Consider the following 18,723-nt stretch of genomic DNA (forward strand, 5'->3'; position numbering starts at 1 on the left):
CCGTGAACGTCGGACTGCTCGCTGCGCTCGCCGCCGCCCTCCTCTACGGCTGTTATCTCGCCGGCTACAAGCACTTCTTCGGCGACTACCCCGCGCTCGCGTACCTGTTGGTCGTGAACGGGGCGGCCGTCGTCTGGTACCTGCCGGTCGCCGCACCCCACCTCCCGAAGCTGTCGAGCGTCGGTCTCGACGTGCTTGCAGCGTTGCTCGGGACCGCCGCGTTGACGGGTCTCGCCATCGCGGGGCTGTTCGAGGCGCTCCGTCGTGGCGACGTCTCGTACGTCACGCCGCTGAACAAGCTGGTTCCGCTGTTCGTGCTCCCACTCGAACTGGTGATCTTCTCGGCGGACCTCTCGGCGCTCCAGATGGGTGGCGTCGTCCTCGCGACGGCGGGCATCTACGCCGCCAACTACGAGTCCGGCAGTCTCGTCGACCCGTTCAGACGGGCGCTGTCGTACCGCCCCGCCCAACTGGCGCTGGCGAGCGCCCTCACCTTCGCCGTGGTCGACACCGGCAAGCGACTGCTCCTCCGGGAACTCGCGCTGCCGACGCCGCTGGTCGTCTGGGTGTCGCTCGTCGGCATCACCGTCGTCGTCGCGCCGCTCGGCCTCCGCCAGCGCGAGCAGCTACCGCGGCGAATCGCGCCAGCCCTCTTCGGCGTCGGGGCGTTCATCGCGCTCGGCAACCACCTCATCGCGCTCGGGTTCACCGAACTGCACGCGAGCGTCGCCTCCGCCATCGTCAACGCGCAGGCCGTCGTCGCCGTCCTGCTGGGCGGTCTCGTCCTCGAAGAGGGGGCGTTCGGCCAGCGACTCGGCGCGGGCCTCCTCACCGTCCTCGGCGTCGCGTTCGTCGCGCTGGGGTGACTCAGTCGTCCGTTTCGGTCGGGTCGTCGACGGACTCGGCTCCGCTCAACACCGTCCCCAGCAGGTCCACCGCGCCGTCAGTGTGGAGCGGACTGTTGCCGGAACCACACTGCGAGTCCATCACACAGCCCGGACAGCCCTCGGTCCCCTCACAACCGCACGACTCGACGACGGTGCGGGTGTTCGCCGCGACGCGCTCGAACCGGTCGTACAGTTTGCGCGAGAAGCCCAGTCCGCCCTCGACGCCGTCGTAGACGAAGATGCCCGGCGAGTCGAGTTCGGGGTGGGTGAGCGCCGACAGGCCACCGAGGTTCGACTTGTCGAGCGTACACTCCAGCGGCGCGAGTTTGATGATGCCGTGTTCGGCGGCGTGCTGCGCGCCCTGGAACGCGACGTCCGGCGAGTCGACGCCGTGGCGCTGGCCGAGACGGGCGCGTTCGGACTCGGGCACCGCGAGCCAGAGCGCCTGCGTCCGCATCGACAGCGGCGAGAGACCGGTCGGCTGTGGCGCGCCCAGACTCTCGCCGGTCGCGATGGACTTGCGGGTGTAGGTGTCGTAGTGGACGGTCACGTCCGCGCTCCCCCAGTGGAGCGTGTAGTCGCCGAACGCGCGCGAGCGCTCCGAATCGAGGTTCCCGATGCGCGTCGCGTGGTTCGTCTGAGTGTAGTAGTCCACGTCGACGGGTTCGAGGTCGATTCGTGGCTGGTGGCCCTCCTCCTCGAAGCCGACGACCTCGAACTGCTGGCCGCGATGCAGCGTCACCGCGCCGGGGTGATACTCGCGGTACGCCCGCGCCCGTCCGACGGGTTCCAGCGCGGCGTCGACGTCGTCGGGCGTCCGAATCACGAACTCGTCGCCGCCGCTGGCGTACATCGACACGCTCGATTGGGGGCGGTCCCGTCGGTCGTAGATGACACCGGTGTCGAGGGTCCCCGTCAGATACCCCGCCTTGCGCCACATCTCGACCGCCGGTGCGAGGCGCTCGCCGAACCAGCGCTCGTCGTCGTGGGTCAGGGGCAACTCGTGGGCCGCACAGAGCAGGTGGCGAGCGAAGACGGCGTTGTTCGAGCGGTCGACGACCGCATCTTCGACCACGTCCTCGCCCAGCACGTAGCCCGGGTTGGCGAACACGTAGTTGTCGATGGCGTCCGCGCGCCCGACGAGCACCGACAGCGCGTCGCCCGTCCCCCGCCCCGAGCGGCCGAGTTGCTGCCAGAACGACTGGCGACTCCCAGGGTAGCCAGAGAGGAGCGTCGCCTCGACGCTCCCGATGTCGATGCCGAGTTCCAGCGCGGAGGTCGTGACCACGCCGTCGAGCGAGCCGTCCTTGAGACCCCGTTCGGTCGCCCTCCGGTCGCGTTTCGTGTGGCCCGCGTTGTACGACTCGATACGCAGGCGACCCATGTTGTGGCGCGTCGCCGCCCGCTTCGCCCGCTCGCGGTTCAACTCGGTCATCCGTCGGGAGCCGACGAACGCGAGCGTCTGGGTGCCGTTCGTTCCGAGGTGGGCGAGCAGGTCGGCGGCTTCGGCGCTCGCAGACCGGCGCGCCTCGCCCTCGCCGGGCGGTCGCCAGAACGCGATTTCGCGTCGTCCCCGGGGGGAGCCGTCGTCGTCGACGACCGTCACGTCGCCGTCGACGAGGGTCTTCGCGTGTTCGGCGGGGTTGCCGATGGTCGCCGACGTCAGGACGAGCGAGGGGTCGGCGTCGTAGTGCTCCAGCACGCGCCGGAGTCGCCTGACGACCCACGAGACGTGCATCCCGTGGACGCCGGAGTAGGCGTGTGCCTCGTCGATGGCGAGCGTCGCGCAGTCGCCGAACACGCGCGCCCACTGGCTGTGCTGGGGGAGGTAGGCGTTCACCCCCGAGAAGTTCGTGACGACCACGTCCGCGGTCCGGCGGACGTCGCGCTTCGCCTCGCTCGCGGTGTCGCCGTCGTAGACGCGCACCGAGATGTCGAGACCGAGCGTGTCGTACAACTCGGAGAGCGCGCGTCGCTGGTCACGCGAGAGCGCCTTCGTCGGGCAGAGCAGGAGCGCGGTCGAGTCGGGGTCCCGGAGGTGCTGTCGGGCGATTTCCAGGGCGTAGACGAGCGTCTTCCCGCTGGCGGTGCTCGTCGTCACGCAGACGTCCTCGCCGCGAGCGAGCGCGTCCAGCGCGGTCGCCTGGTGGCTGTAGAGGTCGTGGGGCATCGACGCGGCGAGGTCCGGTCCGAGCACGTCGCTCGCGGGGACGGTCACCGCGTCACGAGCCTCCTGGACGAACACGTCCCGGAGCTGGCCGCCGTAGTCGGGGAACGTCGCGCGGAGGCGGTCGGCGTTCATCGTGGTGGCTCCGTCATCGGTTCAGAACTCCGAGAGCGACCCCTGTCGGGTGTCGCCGGTCTCGTCGGTGGTCCGGTCGGCGATGCTCGACGCTACGCGGTCGGTCGCCGCGACGGCGTCGAACACGTGGGCGAGCATCCGCACGTCGTCCTCGCAGTACGCCCGGTGGCGCTCCCAGTCGGGTTCGGGGCCGCCGTCCATCCACGCCCGGTAGCGACGAGCCGTCTCCGCGCCCGTGAGGCCGGTGTCGTGGCCCTCGTAGCCGAGCGCGCTCGCGACCGCCTCCAGCTTGTTCGTCCGGCCCGGTAGGACGGCGTTCTCCTCGTCGCGCGCCCAGGCGAGCAGGTCGCACTTCGTGTTCTGTCGCCACACCTCCTGCCGGTCGGGGTGGGTGGCGGCGACGTGGTCGTCGAGGACGGGGAAGTCGAACCCCCACCCGTTCCACGCGACGAGCGTCCCGTCGACGCCCGCCAGCCAGTCGAGGAACGCGCCGAGCATCCCACTCGCCTCCTCGGGGTCGCGCGCGAGGAACGACCGGTAGTCGCCGCGGAACAGCACGCCGACCTGCCAGACGACGCTCGGTCGGAGCCCGTCGGTCTCGATGTCCAGAAAGACGGGGTCGGCCGGGAGCGGTGCGTCGCCCGTTCGCAGCACCTCGCCGCGTTCGAGCGCCTGCGCCGAGCGAACGACGGTCCGTGCGCTCGCGCGACCGAACCCTTCCAGCGTCGCGAGTTCGTGGGGTGGCGTCGCCGCCAGCGACGCGCGGTCGTACCCTGCACGTGCAAGGGTCGTCGCTCGACTGTCACCGACGCCGGACAGTGCGCGCAGTCCGAGTCTGTCGGTCCGAATCTCCTCGACGGCGACGGTGCCGTCGGCGTGGAGCGAGAGCACGGGGGCGGCCGGCGCACCCTGCGTCTCGACCGGTGCGAGTCCCTGGACGTCGAGGCCGCCCCACTCGCGGCGGTAGTCCGCGGGGACGCTCGCGGCGAGGTGGACGAACGCGGCGTCGCCGTCTGTCCCCGTCGTTCCGAGCGCCTCCCGGTAGGCCGTCGCGCCGTCGAGTCGGGTGTCGAGTTCCATCGGGTCCGTCTCGACGGCGAGCAGCTCGGTGGCGAGGTAGGCGGTCGACTCGCCCGCCTCCTCGCGGGCGACGTCGGCGACCCGCCGGACCTCGTCGAGCGTCGCGCAGGTGCCGAGCGTCACGTCGCCGAACGCGTGGATTTCGCCCTCGGGTGTGAGGATGGGCACCTCGCTCTCGGGCGGGCGAAATCGGCCCGGAGCGTACACTCGCTCGGGGACTAGGACGGCGTCGGGGGCGGCCGCGGCGTGGAGGTCGGCGAGTTCGCTCGGAGAGAGACGGCCCGCGAGTCGCGAGGGCAACGCGAGCACCGTCGCCGGTCGAGGCATCGACCGAGAGGAGGGGACGGACGCACAAGAAACGCGCGACCGGGTGGGGCTCCAGTCGCGATACGGCGGGGCGTGCTGCTACCGGCCGTTGCTACACCGCGGCGGTACCGGTCTGGTTGCCCGCGCTCTCCCCACCCGCCTGCTGTCGGGCCGCCGGGAGCCAGTCGGGGGCCTCGACACTCGTCTCGCCGACGTCCCGGACCTCGTAGCTCCGCGCGAGCGTCGTCGTCCGGCCGCCGATGTCGACGGTCAGCGTGTAGGCGAAGCGCTCGACGACGCCGGACTCGCTCACGACGAGCGTCGCCTCGTACGCCGAGACGTTCGGGTCGAACGCCGGCGAGTCCGTGGCGTCGCTCGCGTTCTCGCCGGGGGCGGCACCGCCCGCCTCGCTCCCGTTCTGTCGGAACAGGGCGTCGGTGTCGAGCGCCTCCGGACCGCTCGCGGTGTAGGTCGTCGCGCCCTCGGTGTCGGTGGCCGACTCGGTCCACGTCGTCGCGTCGACGACGTCGAACGCGCCCTGGAGGGTGACGAACTGGTCGGCCGAGGCGGCGAACGCCGCACCGCCCTGCGAACCGTTCAGCACCTCGTACTGCGGGTCACCGCCGGGGCCGGCGACCCGGAGATAGGTGGTGTCGTCGGCGGTGTACAGTTCGACGGACTGCTCCGTCGAGTCGTCCGCCGCGGAGGCGTTCGCGCTCGCCGTCGCGTTCGAAGCGTTCCCGACGAGCGAGCGTTCGGAGTCGCTCCGCTGGTAGTTGGTGTCGTTCGCGAGGTCGAGTCGCGCCGTGGTCGTCACGGACGACCGGACCTGGTCGGTCTCGGTCGTCGCGTCGACGACGACCGTCACCGACCCCGCCTCGCGGATGGTCCGCTCGTGTCGGGCCGCGAGTGCGGTAGCGTCGACCGTCCCGTTCTCCGTGGTCCCGTTCTCCGTGGACCCGTTCGCGCCGACGCTCGCCTCGGTCGTCCCGGTCGCGTCGCCACCGTCCACGGTGTCGTTCTGTCCGGTCGTGGCCGATCCACCGCTCGTGCCCCCGGTCACGGTGCCGGCTCCGTCGACCGTCTCCCCGTCGGTCGTCGCGTTCGACCCCGGCCCCGCGCCGCAGCCGGCGAGCACCAGCGTGAGACACAGCAGTACCGTCGCAGGTCGTGACAGCGCCATACTGCCGACGGCTTCACACATCAGAACGTTGTCACTGCGGGTTGCCAGGGGCAAGGTCGAGAACGTCGCCGAACGCGGACCAGTCGTCTCTCGTGACGCTCGACCACCTCGTCGAATGAAAACTGGCGAGAACCGATACAAAGTCGCTCCGGTCGGACAGTCGGTGGTCCGCCCGCTCAGGCGCTCGACGCGTTTCGCGCGCGGTCGAGCCAGTCCGGTCGCTCGACGCTGGTGTCGTCGAGGTCGCTCACGCCGACGCTCGACCGACTCTTCACCGAGCGACCGGCGAGGTCGATGGTGGTCTCGGTGGTGAACGAGCGGACGGTCCCGTCGCTCGTGACGAGCAGGACCGCGTCGAAGTCGGCGACGTTGGCCGCGGACTCCGGCGCGCCGGAGCGAGCGAGGAGCGCCGAGTGCTCGACGGCCGCCGAACCGTTGGCGACGTACCGCGTGAGGGTCTCGCCGTCGACCGTCTCGGTCCCGTCCTGTGTCCAGTTCGTCGCGTCGACGACGGCCCACTGTTGCGCCAGGGTCGCGCTGGCGACGATGTCGCTCGACAGGTTCGTCGGCCGGGAGTCGTACTGCGTCTCGCCGCCCGCCTGTTGCTGGGCGTACGCGGTGCCGTCGGTGATGAAGACAGAGACGTTCGACCGACTCGGCGTCCCGAGCACGGACCCGTTGGTCCGCGAGACGTAGCGGTACTCGTCGTCGGTGACGTCGACCCACGCGGTCAGCGTCGTGTCGACGGTGTACGACCCGTTCGACTCTTGGCCCAGGTTCGTCGTCCCGGAGGAGTTCGCGTGGTAGGTGAACGAGTCGGCCGCCTCGACGTTCTCGGTGTGGTCTGCCTGGAGCGCGCTCGCGTTCAACGGTTCGTCGGGGGAGGTGTACGCCTCGCTACTGCCGCCGCCGAGTCCGGGGACGGCCGAACAGCCGGCGAGCACCAGCGTGGCACACAGTAAGAGGGCGAGTGTCGGGGACTTCCTCATGCGCCTCCCGGTCTGGGGAGGCGAGGAAAAACGGTTGCGGTCGGTCGATTCCTCGTGGGTGGTCTCGGCTCAGAACCGCCGGCGGAGTTTCACCACCGCCGACAGCGCCGTGGTGTACCACTCCCCGGGCACCCACGACGGCGGCGCGACGGGGCCGACTCGCGAGACGGCGACGGTCTGCTGGTCGGTGTACTTCCGGATGCCCTCCGGCCCGTGGCGACGACCGAGACCGGACTGCTTCATCCCGCCCATCGGCGCGTCGGTCGCACCCAGCGTCGTGATATACGGGTCGTTGACGCTCACCGTCCCGGCGTCGAGGCGCTCGGCGACCGCCCGGCCGCGGTCGTGGCTCTCGGTGAACACGCAGGCGTTGAGACCGTAGTCGGTGTCGTTGGCGCGCTCGATGGCCTCGCGGGTCGAGCCGACGGGGTAGACGGCGACGACCGGGCCGAACGTCTCCTCGCGGAAGCAGTCCATCTCGGGGGTGACGTCGGTGAGGACGGTCGGCTCGAAGGCGTAGGGGCCGACGTCGGGGCGGTGTTGCCCGCCGGTGCGGACGGTCGCACCCTTCTCGCGGGCGTCCTCGACGTGTGCCCGAACGCGCTCCAGTTGCTCGCCGGAGGCGAGCGAGCCGACGTCCGTGTCGAGGTCACTGCCGCTCCCGAGCGTGAGCGCCTCGGTGGCGACGACGAGGCGGTCGACGAACGTCTCGTACAACGAGTCGTGGACGTAGGTGCGCTCGGGGGCGACGCACAGCTGCCCGGCGTTCGGGAAACAGCCAGCGATGGCCCCGCGAACGGCCGTCCCGAGGTCGGCGTCCTCGAGCACCAGCATCGGGTTCTTCCCGCCGAGTTCGAGCGAGCACGGGACGAGGTTGCGCCCGGCCTGCTCGGCGACGAGGCGACCGGTCTCGACGCTGCCGGTGAACCCGACGTAGTCACTGCCCGCGACGAGCGACTCGCCCAGCTCCGCCCCGTCGCCGGTGACGACCTGACAGACGTCCGGTGGGAGGCCGGCCTCCCGCAGCAGTTCGACCGCGCGGAGCGCGACGAACGGTGTGTGCTCGTCGGGTTTGAGGACGACGCCGTTGCCCGCGAGCAGCGCGGGGATGGCGTCGGAGACGGAGAGCGTGAGCGGGTAGTTCCAGGGGGAGACGATGGTGACGACCCCGCGCGGGTGGTAGTTCACGCGAGTCGGCGAGAGGAGACCGAACGCCCCTTCGCGTCTCTCGGGGGCGAGCAGGTCGCCGGCGTCGCCGTAGTACTCGCAGTGGGAGACGACGTCGAGCAGTTCCTCGAAGCCGGTCCGGCGGGCCTTCCCGCCTTCGAGTTGGAGCAGGTCGAGGAACTCCTCGCGGGCGTCCCAGAGCAGGTCGCCGAAGCGCTCGACGACGGCGGCGCGCTCCTCGAAGGACCGGTCGGCCCACTCGTGGTGGGCAGTGCGGGCGCGACGCACCGCGAGGTCGGCGTCCGCGGCGGTGCACGCCGGGACCGTGCCGAGGGGGTCGCCGGTGAACGGTGCCTCCACGACGAGACGGTCCCGGTCGCCGTCGCCACGGGTGGCGACCGTCGCGAGTCGGTCGAGTCGCTCGTCGTCCGCCCGGGGTTCGGTGTCGGGTCGAGCCATACCGAGACAGCGGGCGCGACCCGCATACCACTGCCGCCCGGAGCCGTCGGCCGTCGCCTAGTTTCTTGTAGCTGGACATTCATTGATACCTCAACGTCGGACGACTCCGTCGTCGGTCGGGGGCCAGTGGCGACTCCGTCCGACCCGTCTCACCGCTTCGCCACCAGTTCACCATGACCCTCTACGACCTCTCGCACCCTATCGGACCGGGGATGCCGACGTATCCTGGCGACCCGGTCGTCGAGACGTACCCGAACGCGACCCACGAAGAGGAGGGGTTCAGCCTCACCGCGTTCGGTCTCAGCACCCACACGGGGACACACATCGACGCGCCCGTTCACGTCGAACCCGACGGGAAGGCGCTCGACGAGTTCCCCATCGAACGGTTCCACTACGACGCGCGACTCGTCCCGTGTGACGCCGAGTCGAACGAACAGATCACGCCCGAGGACCTCCCCGACGCCTCCGACGACGCCGACCTCTACGTGTTCGCGACGGGGTGGAGCGAGCGCTGGGGCGACATCTCGTACTTCGAGCACCCGCACCTCAGCCCCGACTGTGCGAAGGTCTGTGCCGAACGTGGCGTCGACGTCGCCGTCGACTGCCCGAGCGTCGACCCCATCGGCGGCGACCTGCTCGCCCACCACGAACTGTTCCGCGAGAGTCGCCTCGTCGTCGAGAACGTTCGGAACCTCGCCCCACTCCCCGAACGGTTCACGGTCCACGCCTACCCGCTCCCGCTAGCCGACGCCGACGGCGCGCCCGCCCGCGTCGTCGCCGAAGTGGAGTGACGCGCGTCCGGTTCGGACGCTCGAGGGTTACGCCTCGCTCTCACCGTCACCTCCACGCTCGCCGCCGCCTCCTCACGCCTCCAGCGGGAGGTCGACGCCGAGTTGCCGCAGGAACTCGCCCATCTCGACCATCGAGACGGCCTCGACGATTTTCCCGTCGCGGACCCGTCGCTGGTGGAACCCGTCGACGCTGATACGGTTGCCCGTCGGTTCGATACCCCGAAACTCGCCGTCGTGGGTGCCGTACAGCGTGACGTGGGCGGTGACGGTGTCGTCGTCGACGACCTCGCTGTTGATGTCGACGTTCAGGTCGGGGAACGCCGTGCTCCACTCCTCGTAGATGTCCTTGATGTCCCGTCGGCTGGCGACCGGTTCGTCCGACCCCGTTCGTCGAATGCCGACGACCACGTCCTCGGCGTAGAGGTCGTCGACCACGTCGACGTTCCCACGCTCGAACAGTTCGGTAATCTCGTAACGGACCAGTTCCTTGGTGCTGAAGCCCTCTGTCGATGTCATCGTGTCCTCCCGGTACGTGTCGTTGGTCAGGGGACGAAATAGCTACTCGGGTCGACGAGATGGGGGGTTCGGAGAAGTGGTGGCTCGATGTCCAGTATCGACACACGAAACGTTCGTTTCGTCGTCTCCACTGCTGATTCAGCTGTTAGACAGAGAGCGAGGGTCTACCAGAGGAAGGCCCAAGCTCCCACATTTTTCCGGTTTGACCGTGCTGCATACAGGGCGCGAGTCGGTCAATCGCCCAGACGATTGTCGACTCCACGGTTATGCTTTCAGAGGACGTCTCTGATGGTATGGCAAACGTTAGCGTGCCATCCGCGGGCGCCGTGACAATCCACGGCACTGTCGAGTCTGGGTTCGAGCCTGTCCGTGAAGTGTTCGCTGAGAACTTTCACGACCGCAACGAGTTGGGGGCGGCGGTTGCCGTCTACTCTCGTGGCGAACTCGTCGTCGACCTCTGGGGTGGCTACCGGGACACCGACCACGAGCATCCGTGGCAGGCCGACACGATGGTCCTCGTGGCCTCGGGGACGAAGGGGATGACGGCGGCGGCCGTCGCTGTCGCGCTCTCGCGGGGGTTGTTCGCACTCGACGACCGCATCGCCGACCACTGGCCAGCGTTCGCCCAGCACGGGAAGGGTGCGGTCACGGTCCGACAGTTGCTGAGTCACCAGGCAGGGCTCGCGACGCTCGACGGGCGCCTTTCGCCGGAGCAGATCGCCGACACGGAGTTCCTCTCGGACCTGCTCGCGAGCGAGAAACTCGACTGGGTGCCCGGCACCCGCCACGGCTACCACGCGTTCACACTGGGCTGGTACGCGAGCGAACTGCTCCGACACACCGACGGACGGACGCTGGGCCAGTTCTTCGCCGAGGAGGTGGCCGAGCCGCTCGGCCTGGAGTTCTACATCGGGCTTCCCGAGAGGATTCCACCCGACCGCGTGGCGGACCTCGACGCGTTCGGGTATCTGGATATGCTCTTGAACCTCCGGACACTGTCGCCGCGGTTCGTCCTGTCGTTCTTCAACCCGTGGTCGGTGACGAGTCGGGCGCTGAACGTGCTCGATACCCGGCGTCCGGCCGACCTGAACAGTCCGGCGTTCCGTGCGGTGGAGATTCCCTCGGGCAACGGCATCGGGACCGCCCGCGCGATGGCACGGCTGTACGGTGAACTCGCGACGGGCGGCGAGGCGCTGGGTCTCGACCAGGACGTGTTCGCGGAACTGACCGCCACCCCGTCGCCGCCGTCAGGTGACCGGCGGGACGTCGTCATCCGCATGGAGACGGCGTACGCGATGGGGTATTCGAAACCGTCGCCCGACTTCCGGTTCGGGACTTCAGATGCCTCGTTCGGTACTCCCGGCGCCGGCGGCTCGTTCGGGTTCGCGGACCCCGACGTGGAACTGGGCTTTGCCTACACACCCAACCGATTGGGCCTCCACCTGAAGGACGACCCTCGGGAGGTGGCACTCAGGGAAGCCGTCTACGAGTGCATCGAACGCCGGAGTTCGGAGACGGATTCACCTCGTACCCGACTCTATCGTCCCGAATAGTTCGATAACGCCGCGAATACAGGGTTCCGACAGATTGCCGTCGCCTACCTGGCTCTTGCGTTACTCGTGATGGTCGCGGCCGGGGTGCGAAGTGTATACCCTGTGTGCAGCAGGCCGGTAAGTGGTATGCACCCAATCTGGCAGAAGTCGTGTCGTTAGACTCGCGGCACGTGTCTAACAGTTCCGGCAATCGGTGTACTAGCGATCTGCCGCGGGGGAATCGTCCTCACTCTCACCAGACTCACGGACCGTGGGTGTCGGTCGAACGGCACCCAGACCGACCGGGTTCCGACGGTTTATCACCCAGGAGGGGCCACTCCGTGACGTGACCGACACCCCCCGAACCGTCGCCCGCGACTCGCTCGATTCGGCGTGGAGCGACTGGTTCCCGTTCGACCCGTACCCGCAGCAAGCCGACGGGGTCGAACGCGCGCTGGACGCGATGCGCGACGGGGGCTTTCTCGCCCTCGAAGGGGCCTGTGGGACCGGCAAGACGCTCATCGCGCTCGCCGCCGGTCTACAGGCCATCGACGAGGACGTCGCCGAACGGGTGTTCGCCGTCACGCCCGTCAAACAGCAACTCAAGCAGTTCCTCGCGGAGGTCCGGGCCATCAACGCGGGTCGGGACGGCGACCCCCCCGTCGACGGACTGGTCGTCGTCGGCAAGCGCGACCTGCTCCCGTACGCCCGGACCGACGCCCTCCCCGGCGAGAAGGGGACACACGACGCCGCCAGCGACCTCCGGGAGGCGACGGTGAGTCTCGTCCACCGCGAGTCGACGCAGGCGCTCGACGTCTCGCCCGGTGCCCTCGACGGCCGTATCAACGTCTGTGCGGCGAGCGACTGCGACACCCTGTCGTACTCCGAGCCGCGATGTCCGGACCACCGCGAGGAGCGCGACGAGGAGGCCCCGTGGTACGACCCCGTCCGCGCCGAGGCGCTCTGCTCGCTCGTCGAGTCGATGGGTGGCGACCCACTGGAGACGGCGGGCGTCACCGCGCCGTACCCCGCGAAACCGCCGCACACCCGGGACGTCCTCGACATCTACGACTCGGAGGAGCTACCGGCTGGCGAGGCGGGCTACTTCGACCCGTTCTTCGCCCGCTTCCTCGCCGACGAGGGCTGGCCCGGCGTCGACTTCTCGGCGGGCGAGCACAACGTCCTCGACCCGGAGGCGCTCGTCGCCGCCGCCGTCCGTCGCGGGACCTGCCCCCACGAGTGCCTCGCGGCGCTGATGCCCGAGGCGGACGTGCTCGTGGGCAACTACAACCACGCGTTCGACCCCATCACGCGCCAGTTGACCGCCGAGAAGGCGGGCGTCCTCGACGGCGACACCCTCCTCGTCGTCGACGAGGCCCACATGCTCGAAGAGCGCGTGCGAGACTTACTGTCCGAGACCTGTTCGCTCCACGCGCTGCGGACGGCCCACCGCGACCTGGCGCTGGCCCGCGAGTACCTCTCGGGCAACGGCGGCGAACCGGGTGCTGACTCGGGTGCTCACCAGCGCCACGCCCGCCAGACGCTCGCGGAGTTCGACAGCGTCGACGAGCGCGACCTGGCGTTCACCCAGTCGGTCCTGGAGTGGGCCGCGGCGACCGTCGACGACGAGGTGAGCGCGTTCCTCGACGAGGAGTTCGCCGACTGGTCCCGGCAGTTCGCCGAGGGGTCGCTGCCCGACGAGGACCACGAGATACCGCTCCGTGACCCCGAAGCCGTCGAGACCGACCGGTTCACCGACCGGGCGCTGTCGGAGTTCCCCGACGACGTCTGGACCCGCGTGCGGGACGCCTGCTACGTCGCGGGGCAGGTCCACGAGAACGACGGCCAGACCGACCGAACGCCGACGGCCCCGACCGTCGGACGGTTCTTCCACCAGTGGGGGCTCCTCGACCACGGGACGTACTTCCGGGAACTCGAACTCGAGTACTCAGAGAAGGCAGTCACCGACACGACGCTTCCGGAGTGGGCGGGTGCGTTCAACGCCTCGCTCGTACTGTTCAACTGCATCCCCCGGGACCCGCTGGCCCGCGTGCTCGACGACCTCGCCGGTGGCGTGCTGATGAGCGCGACGCTCGAACCGTTCGACGTGTTCGAACGCGTCAGCGGCCTCGAACTGCTCGACGAGGGCGACGAGGACGCCGACCGACCGCCGAGGCGGGTCGAGGACGCCACCTACGGCCTCGCGTTCCCGCCGGAGAACCGCGCGTCGTGGGTGCTCGACCTCCCGGCGTTCACCTACCGGAACCGCGGCCCGCCGGTGACGGAGTACGAGGAGATGACCCGCACCCGACAGGGCTACGCGAGCGCACTCGTCACCGCGGCGCGCTCTCACGGCAACACGCTGGTGTGTATGCCCTCCTACCGCGAGGCGGAGTGGGCCGTCGAGTACCTCCGCGAGCGCATCGACGACCCCGTGCTCCGGGACCGCTCCTCCGAGTCCTCGGAGACCGACGCGATGCTCGGGCGGTTCTTCCAGGGCGACGACACCGACCGCGTGCTCGTGACGAGCGCTCGCGGCACCGTCACGGAGGGCGTCGACTACCACGGCGAACGACTCCACTGTGTCGTCGTCGTGGGCGTCCCGTACGCCAACACCTCGACCCCGCGGATGGGCGCGGTGATGAACGCCTACGACCGCGAGTTCGAGCAGGGGAGCGGGTTCGACACCGCCGTCCAGGTGCCCGCCGTCCGCAAGTCGAGACAGGCGTTCGGGCGCGTCATCCGCGGTCCCGACGAGGTCGGGGTCCGACTGCTGTTCGACCGCCGGTACCTCCGGGACGCTCCACGGTCGGTCAACCACGTCCTCGGAGAGACCGAACGCGAGGAGTTCAGCGCGGTGAGTCCGGACATGCTGGACCTCGCGCTCCAGCAGTTCTGGACGAGCAGGTAGGCGGGTGACGTGTCGGTGCGCGCCGGCGACGAGCGCGGACACCGACGCGTCTCAGTTCTCGGCCTCGAACGCTTCGATAGCCTCGCGCCACGAGTCCGGGAGCGGCCGGGACGACCCGTCCTCGTCCACGGAGACGATGATGCAGGTCCCCTCGGCGGCGACCCGGTCGCCGACCGTGATTCGGTGCTCGAAGGTGAGACTCGACCCGCCGAGGTCGGTGACGCTCGTGCCGACGGTGACCTCGCCGTCCTCGTGGAGGATGGGTGCCCGGTAGTCGATCTCGATGCGGGCGATGACCATCTCGCCGTCGCCGATGCCGACGCCGACGTCGGCGAGACCGTCGAAGTACTCCGAGCGCGCCTGTTCGAGGTACGAGGCGTAGACGGCGTTGTTGACGTGGTTGAGCGTGTCGAGGTCGCGATACCGGACCGTGATGGTCGTTTCGACCGCGTAGTCGCGCATGGTTGGTCGGCGCGGGCGACGAGCAAGGCGGTTGTGGTGTGCGCTCGTCGCGTGTGGTCTGTCGGCCCGCCCGACAGACTCGCCCGCTCGTCGGGCAGCACCGCCGCCGAGCGCGTGTTCCGCGTCGGAGAAGACTCGCGCAGTATTTTATACGTGGACCCGCAGTCTCCACCCATGACGTCCCCGTTCGCCATCGAATCGACCGACCTCTCGAAGCGCTACGACGACGAGATAGCCGTCGAGGGGCTGGACCTCGCGGTCCGTCACGGTAGCGTCTACGGCTTTCTCGGCCCGAACGGTGCCGGGAAGACCACGACCATCCGGATGCTGACCACCCTCCTCAGACCGACCGGTGGCGAGGCGAAGATCGACGGCGTCTCCATCGCCGACCGGGACGCCGTCCGCGAGCGCATCGGCTACCTCCCCGAGACGCCGCCGCTGTACCCCGAACTCACCGGTCGCGAACAGCTCCAGTACGTCGCGGGACTGCGCGACCTCCCGGACGCCGAGGCGACCGAGCGTATCGAGTCGCTCCTCGACCGATTCGACCTCGACGAGGACGCCGACAAACGCGTCTCGACGTACTCGAAGGGGATGAAACAGAAGACGGGCATCATCCAGGCCATCCTCCACCGGCCGAAGGTCGTCTTCCTCGACGAACCGACCTCGGGGCTGGACCCGCGGGCCGCCCGCACCGTCCGCGAGGTCATCGCCGACCTCGCCGCCGAGGACACGACGGTGTTCCTCTCGACGCACATCCTCCCGGTCGTCGACGAACTCGCCGACACCGTCGGCGTGCTGTTCGACGGCGACCTCGTCGCCGAAGGACCGCCCCAGAAGCTGAAACAGCGCGCCGAGACGGGCGACGAGCGCTCGCTGGAGGACGTGTTCCTCGAAGTGACCCAGGAGGCCGACCTCCCGTCGAACGGGGCGACACGGACCGAGGCCCGATGAGCGTCGGTCACGCCGTCCTCGTCGCGCGGATGGAGTTGACCCACCGCTGGCGCAAGACGACCGGCCGCACGTCGCAGGTACTCGCCATCGGCGTCGGCGTCCTGTTCGGTGCGCTGATGGTGTTCGGCGTCTCGACGGCCGCGTTCTACATCGGCGAAGGCATCGCCAGCGGCGAGATTACGGGTGCCGTCGACACCGCCAGGCTCGCCGCCGCGGTCGTCCCGTTGTTCGTCACGCTGATGACCGCCCTCCGGGTCGTCCAGACCTCCGGGTCGCTCACGGCCGCCGACGGGATGTTGACGACGGTGTCCCACCGCGAGGCGGTCGGCGGCGTCGTCCTCACCGAACTCGCGGTCATCGGGAGCATCGCGACCCTCCCGGTGCTCGCCGTCTCGGGAACCTTCGCACTCGGCGTCGGCGACCCGCTGACGTTCCCGTTCGTCCTCACCGCGCTCGCCCTGCTCGTCTTGCTCGGGGCGCTGCTCGGGTTCGCCGTCGGTCTCGGCGTCCGGAACCTCATCGCGCGCTCGGAGTGGCTGGCCCGCTACAAGACGGCCATCGGCGTGCTGTTGTTCCTGCTGTACTTCGTCGCCGTCAGCAGCGCGGAGACCGGGTCGGCCGTCCTCCCGCTCGTCGACGCCATCGGGGCGTCACCGCTGGGGTGGTTCGCCGACCTCGCGCTGTACCGGACCGACGCGAACGCCGCGACGCTGCCCGCGGTCGGCGCGGTCGTCATCGCCGTCGTCGCCGTCCCCGCGGTCGCCACCCTCGCCAGTCGTCTCGCCGCCGCGCTCTGGTACTCCTCGCCGGTCCAACCCGAGGAGGCCGCCCGCGAGGCCTCCCAGATGGACGCCGTCGCCGGCGTCCCCCGACCGATGGCCCGCATCGCTCGCAAGTCGTGGATTCGCGCCCGCCGCGGCCCGATTCGACTCGTCTACGTCGCCTACCCGCTGTTCTTGCTGTTCCCGTTCCTGCAGGCGGCGTTCGTCTCCGGGTCCGTCCCGACCGCACTGCCGCCGCTGTTGGTGTTCTACGGCGCGTGGGCCTCCGGTGCGGCGTTCTCGCTCAACCCAATCGGCGACGAGGGGCCGGTGTTGCCGGTGACGCTCGCGACGCCCGTCTCCGGGCGGATGTTCGTCGGCGGTCTCTGTCTCGCCGGCCTCGTCATCGGCGTCCCCGTCACGCTCGCTCTCGCCCTCGTGACCGGCGTGCTCAGCGGTCTCGGCGAGTTGGCGCTGGTAACGGTGGCCCTGACGGCCGTCGCACTCCCGGTCGCCGCCGCGGGCATCGCCGTCGGCGCTGGCGTGCTGTTCCCACGGATGGAGGAGGTCGAGGTGATGCGCGGCGTCGAGACGACCGCCCCCAGTCTGTTCGCGTTCGGCCTCTACTCGCTCGTGCTCGCGGTCACCGGCATCCCGGCGACCGTCGTCGCCGACCCGACGGTCCGCGGGTTCGCCGTCGACGTCCTCGGCTACAGCGAGAGCGTGACCATCGCCAGCGGTCTGGCGGTGACGCTCCTGCTCGCCGGTGTCGCGGCCACGGTGGGGTACACCTTCGCCGTCCGGTCGTTCGACGACTACTACCTGGGGTAGAACGAGGGGGCCGCGGTCGCTTCAGACGAGGCGCTCGACGAACCCGTCCCACGTCTCGACGACGAGCGCGCCGTCACAGGCCGCGGGGTCGCTGTACGGTTGTCGGAACAGCGCGCCCGCCTTCCCGGCGTCGAGCGCGTTCCCGACGTTTCGGTGGTAGTCGTCGACGAGCGCGTGGCCCGGCAGGTCGCCCTTGTTCCGGGGGACGTCGTCCTCGTAGCCGTCGTAGGGGATGTCGTGGTCGGCCAGCCACTCGCGGGTTACGTCGTGGGTCTCGGCGGGGCGGTGAGTCGCGATGTGGACCTCGTAGCCCGCCGCCTGCAGACGTTCCATCCCGCGGGCAGCGCCGGGCAGCGGGTCCATCCCGAGCAGGAACCACTCGGGGTGGTCGGCCATCGCGGCGTCGATGAGTTCGCCGACGTGCATCCCCACCTCGGGGACGTGGTACTGCCACTCGGTGACGCGTTCGGGGTCGAGCGTCACGTCGTGTTCGCGCTCGACGTACTCGACGAGTCGCGGCATGTTGTCACAGAGCGTCCCGTCGACGTCGACGAGGATGCGCGCTCCGTCGGGGAGGTTCATACCCCCGAGCAGGTCCAGAGCGAAAAGTACCCGTCGTTGTCGGGACAGGGTGTCGGACCACGCCGTCGAGGCCGCCTCAGAACCGGGGGACGACCTCGCTCAGACAGCCGTCGTCCTCGTAGTAGTACGAGTAGTGGTCGGGGACGTAGTCGACGTTGACGTCCTCGTAGTTCGACGGTGGGGTGCCCTCACAGCCCTCCTCACCCACTGCGGAGTCGAACTCGGCGGTGGTGTAGAGGCCGTTCAACACGCTGTCGTCGGACTTCCAGAAGTTCGCGACCGACCCGACCGACCGTTCGAGGGCGGGGCCGTACTCGCCGTCGGTGGCGACGCTGTCGTTGTCGGCCGCGCCACCGAGCAGGCTCACGGAGGCGAGCGCGTCCGACAGCCCCCACGCGTCGAGGGTCTTGACCGCCTCCAGGACGACGCGCGCGCCCAGCGAGTGGGCGACGAACCGGACGGCGGTGTCGGGGTACTGCTGGCGGACGTTGTAGACGAACGCCGCGAGTTTGTGCCCGTTGCGTTCGGCGATCTCGGTGGCGTTCCACCACTGGGTCACGCCCGTGTCGGCGTCGTAGAGGTAGCCGACGCCCGGGGAGTCGTAGCCCTCGATACCGAGGTTCGTCACGCCGGTGTAACAGGTGTCGAGACCGCCCTGCTCGTCGTTGAGCCAGCCGTGGACGAACACGAGCAGTTCGTCCCCCCCGAACACGCCCGAGAAGTCGCCGGCGGTGTCGTAGTCGGTCGCCGAGTAGCCGTCTTCGAGTCGGACCGAGCCGTACCAGGTGATGTCGAAGTGTCCCCGCGTGGTGACTCGCGGGAAGTCACTCGGGGCGGTCTTCCCGCCGTCGCCACCCTTCCCGCCGGCGAGCGCGGTGCCGCTGAGACCGGCGACCCCGAGGCCGGCCACCGCCGTCGTCGTCAGGTACCGTCGTCGTGACCATTCGTTGTCAGACATTGACTCACCCACTCCGGTCCGGGAGATAAGTGTTTCCAACGTTCGTGATACA

General features: G+C 69.6%; 15 protein-coding genes. 6 read left to right on the forward strand and 9 right to left on the reverse strand.

The window, feature by feature from the left end:
• Window positions 1–2 precede the first annotated feature (2 nt).
• Window positions 3–866: an EamA family transporter gene (locus M1L36_RS15245; protein ID WP_250874597.1), complete on the forward strand. Its 864-nt coding sequence runs from the start codon at window positions 3–5 to the stop codon at window positions 864–866.
• A 1-nt stretch (window position 867) separates the two neighbouring features.
• Here M1L36_RS15245 and M1L36_RS15250 read toward each other — a convergent pair whose 3' ends face one another.
• The 5 genes from M1L36_RS15250 to M1L36_RS15270 form a co-directional block, all read right to left on the reverse strand.
• Entirely contained in the window at window positions 868–3,189 is a 2,322-nt protein-coding gene (locus tag M1L36_RS15250; RefSeq protein WP_250874598.1) for a DEAD/DEAH box helicase, read from the reverse strand.
• Window positions 3,190–3,210: 21 nt separating this feature from the next.
• Complete coding sequence (locus tag M1L36_RS15255; protein ID WP_250874599.1) at window positions 3,211–4,596, reverse strand: ribonuclease H-like domain-containing protein; 1,386 nt, start codon at window positions 4,594–4,596, stop codon at window positions 3,211–3,213.
• Between the two features lie 91 nt (window positions 4,597–4,687).
• Window positions 4,688–5,758 (reverse strand): DUF7537 family lipoprotein, encoded by a 1,071-nt coding sequence (locus M1L36_RS15260; RefSeq protein ID WP_250874600.1) that lies wholly within the window; start codon window positions 5,756–5,758, stop codon window positions 4,688–4,690.
• A 176-nt stretch (window positions 5,759–5,934) separates the two neighbouring features.
• Window positions 5,935–6,747 carry a DUF7537 family lipoprotein gene (locus tag M1L36_RS15265; RefSeq protein WP_250874601.1) on the reverse strand — a complete coding sequence of 271 codons (813 nt, stop codon included), beginning with the start codon at window positions 6,745–6,747 and terminating at the stop codon, window positions 5,935–5,937.
• Between the two features lie 69 nt (window positions 6,748–6,816).
• Complete coding sequence (locus tag M1L36_RS15270; RefSeq protein WP_250874602.1) at window positions 6,817–8,373, reverse strand: succinic semialdehyde dehydrogenase; 1,557 nt, start codon at window positions 8,371–8,373, stop codon at window positions 6,817–6,819.
• A 173-nt stretch (window positions 8,374–8,546) separates the two neighbouring features.
• On the opposite strand from M1L36_RS15270, the gene M1L36_RS15275 reads away from it, so the two are divergent.
• The gene (locus M1L36_RS15275; protein WP_250874603.1) at window positions 8,547–9,164 is read left to right on the forward strand and encodes a cyclase family protein; all 618 of its coding nucleotides are present in this window, start codon (window positions 8,547–8,549) and stop codon (window positions 9,162–9,164) included.
• A 72-nt stretch (window positions 9,165–9,236) separates the two neighbouring features.
• Here M1L36_RS15275 and M1L36_RS15280 read toward each other — a convergent pair whose 3' ends face one another.
• The gene (locus M1L36_RS15280; protein WP_250874604.1) at window positions 9,237–9,680 is read right to left on the reverse strand and encodes an ester cyclase; all 444 of its coding nucleotides are present in this window, start codon (window positions 9,678–9,680) and stop codon (window positions 9,237–9,239) included.
• A 293-nt stretch (window positions 9,681–9,973) separates the two neighbouring features.
• On the opposite strand from M1L36_RS15280, the gene M1L36_RS15285 reads away from it, so the two are divergent.
• Both M1L36_RS15285 and M1L36_RS15290 read left to right on the forward strand, forming a co-directional pair.
• Window positions 9,974–11,233, forward strand: coding sequence for a serine hydrolase domain-containing protein (locus M1L36_RS15285; protein ID WP_250874605.1), 1,260 nt, complete (start codon window positions 9,974–9,976; stop codon window positions 11,231–11,233).
• Window positions 11,234–11,558: 325 nt separating this feature from the next.
• Window positions 11,559–14,123 carry an ATP-dependent DNA helicase gene (locus tag M1L36_RS15290; RefSeq protein WP_250874606.1) on the forward strand — a complete coding sequence of 855 codons (2,565 nt, stop codon included), beginning with the start codon at window positions 11,559–11,561 and terminating at the stop codon, window positions 14,121–14,123.
• A gap of 51 nt (window positions 14,124–14,174) precedes the next feature.
• Here M1L36_RS15290 and M1L36_RS15295 read toward each other — a convergent pair whose 3' ends face one another.
• Complete coding sequence (locus M1L36_RS15295) at window positions 14,175–14,585, reverse strand: acyl-CoA thioesterase (protein ID WP_250874607.1); 411 nt, start codon at window positions 14,583–14,585, stop codon at window positions 14,175–14,177.
• A gap of 174 nt (window positions 14,586–14,759) precedes the next feature.
• On the opposite strand from M1L36_RS15295, the gene M1L36_RS15300 reads away from it, so the two are divergent.
• On the forward strand, window positions 14,760–15,539 hold the full coding sequence (locus tag M1L36_RS15300) for an ABC transporter ATP-binding protein (RefSeq protein WP_250874608.1): 780 nt from the start codon (window positions 14,760–14,762) through the stop codon (window positions 15,537–15,539).
• A complete protein-coding gene (locus M1L36_RS15305) occupies window positions 15,536–17,131 on the forward strand; it encodes a hypothetical protein (RefSeq protein ID WP_250874609.1) in 1,596 nt (531 codons plus the stop codon). Before M1L36_RS15300 ends, M1L36_RS15305 begins: the two co-directional genes overlap by 4 nt.
• Before the next feature lie 21 nt (window positions 17,132–17,152).
• Here M1L36_RS15305 and M1L36_RS15310 read toward each other — a convergent pair whose 3' ends face one another.
• A complete protein-coding gene (locus tag M1L36_RS15310) occupies window positions 17,153–17,713 on the reverse strand; it encodes a 5' nucleotidase, NT5C type (protein ID WP_250874610.1) in 561 nt (186 codons plus the stop codon).
• Between the two features lie 76 nt (window positions 17,714–17,789).
• Complete coding sequence (locus tag M1L36_RS15315; protein WP_250874611.1) at window positions 17,790–18,671, reverse strand: lipase family protein; 882 nt, start codon at window positions 18,669–18,671, stop codon at window positions 17,790–17,792.
• Between the last annotated feature and the right edge of the window lie 52 nt (window positions 18,672–18,723).

This window comes from Halomarina rubra, assembly GCF_023699475.1.
GTDB classification, from domain to species: Archaea; Halobacteriota; Halobacteria; order Halobacteriales; family Haloarculaceae; genus Halomarina; species Halomarina rubra.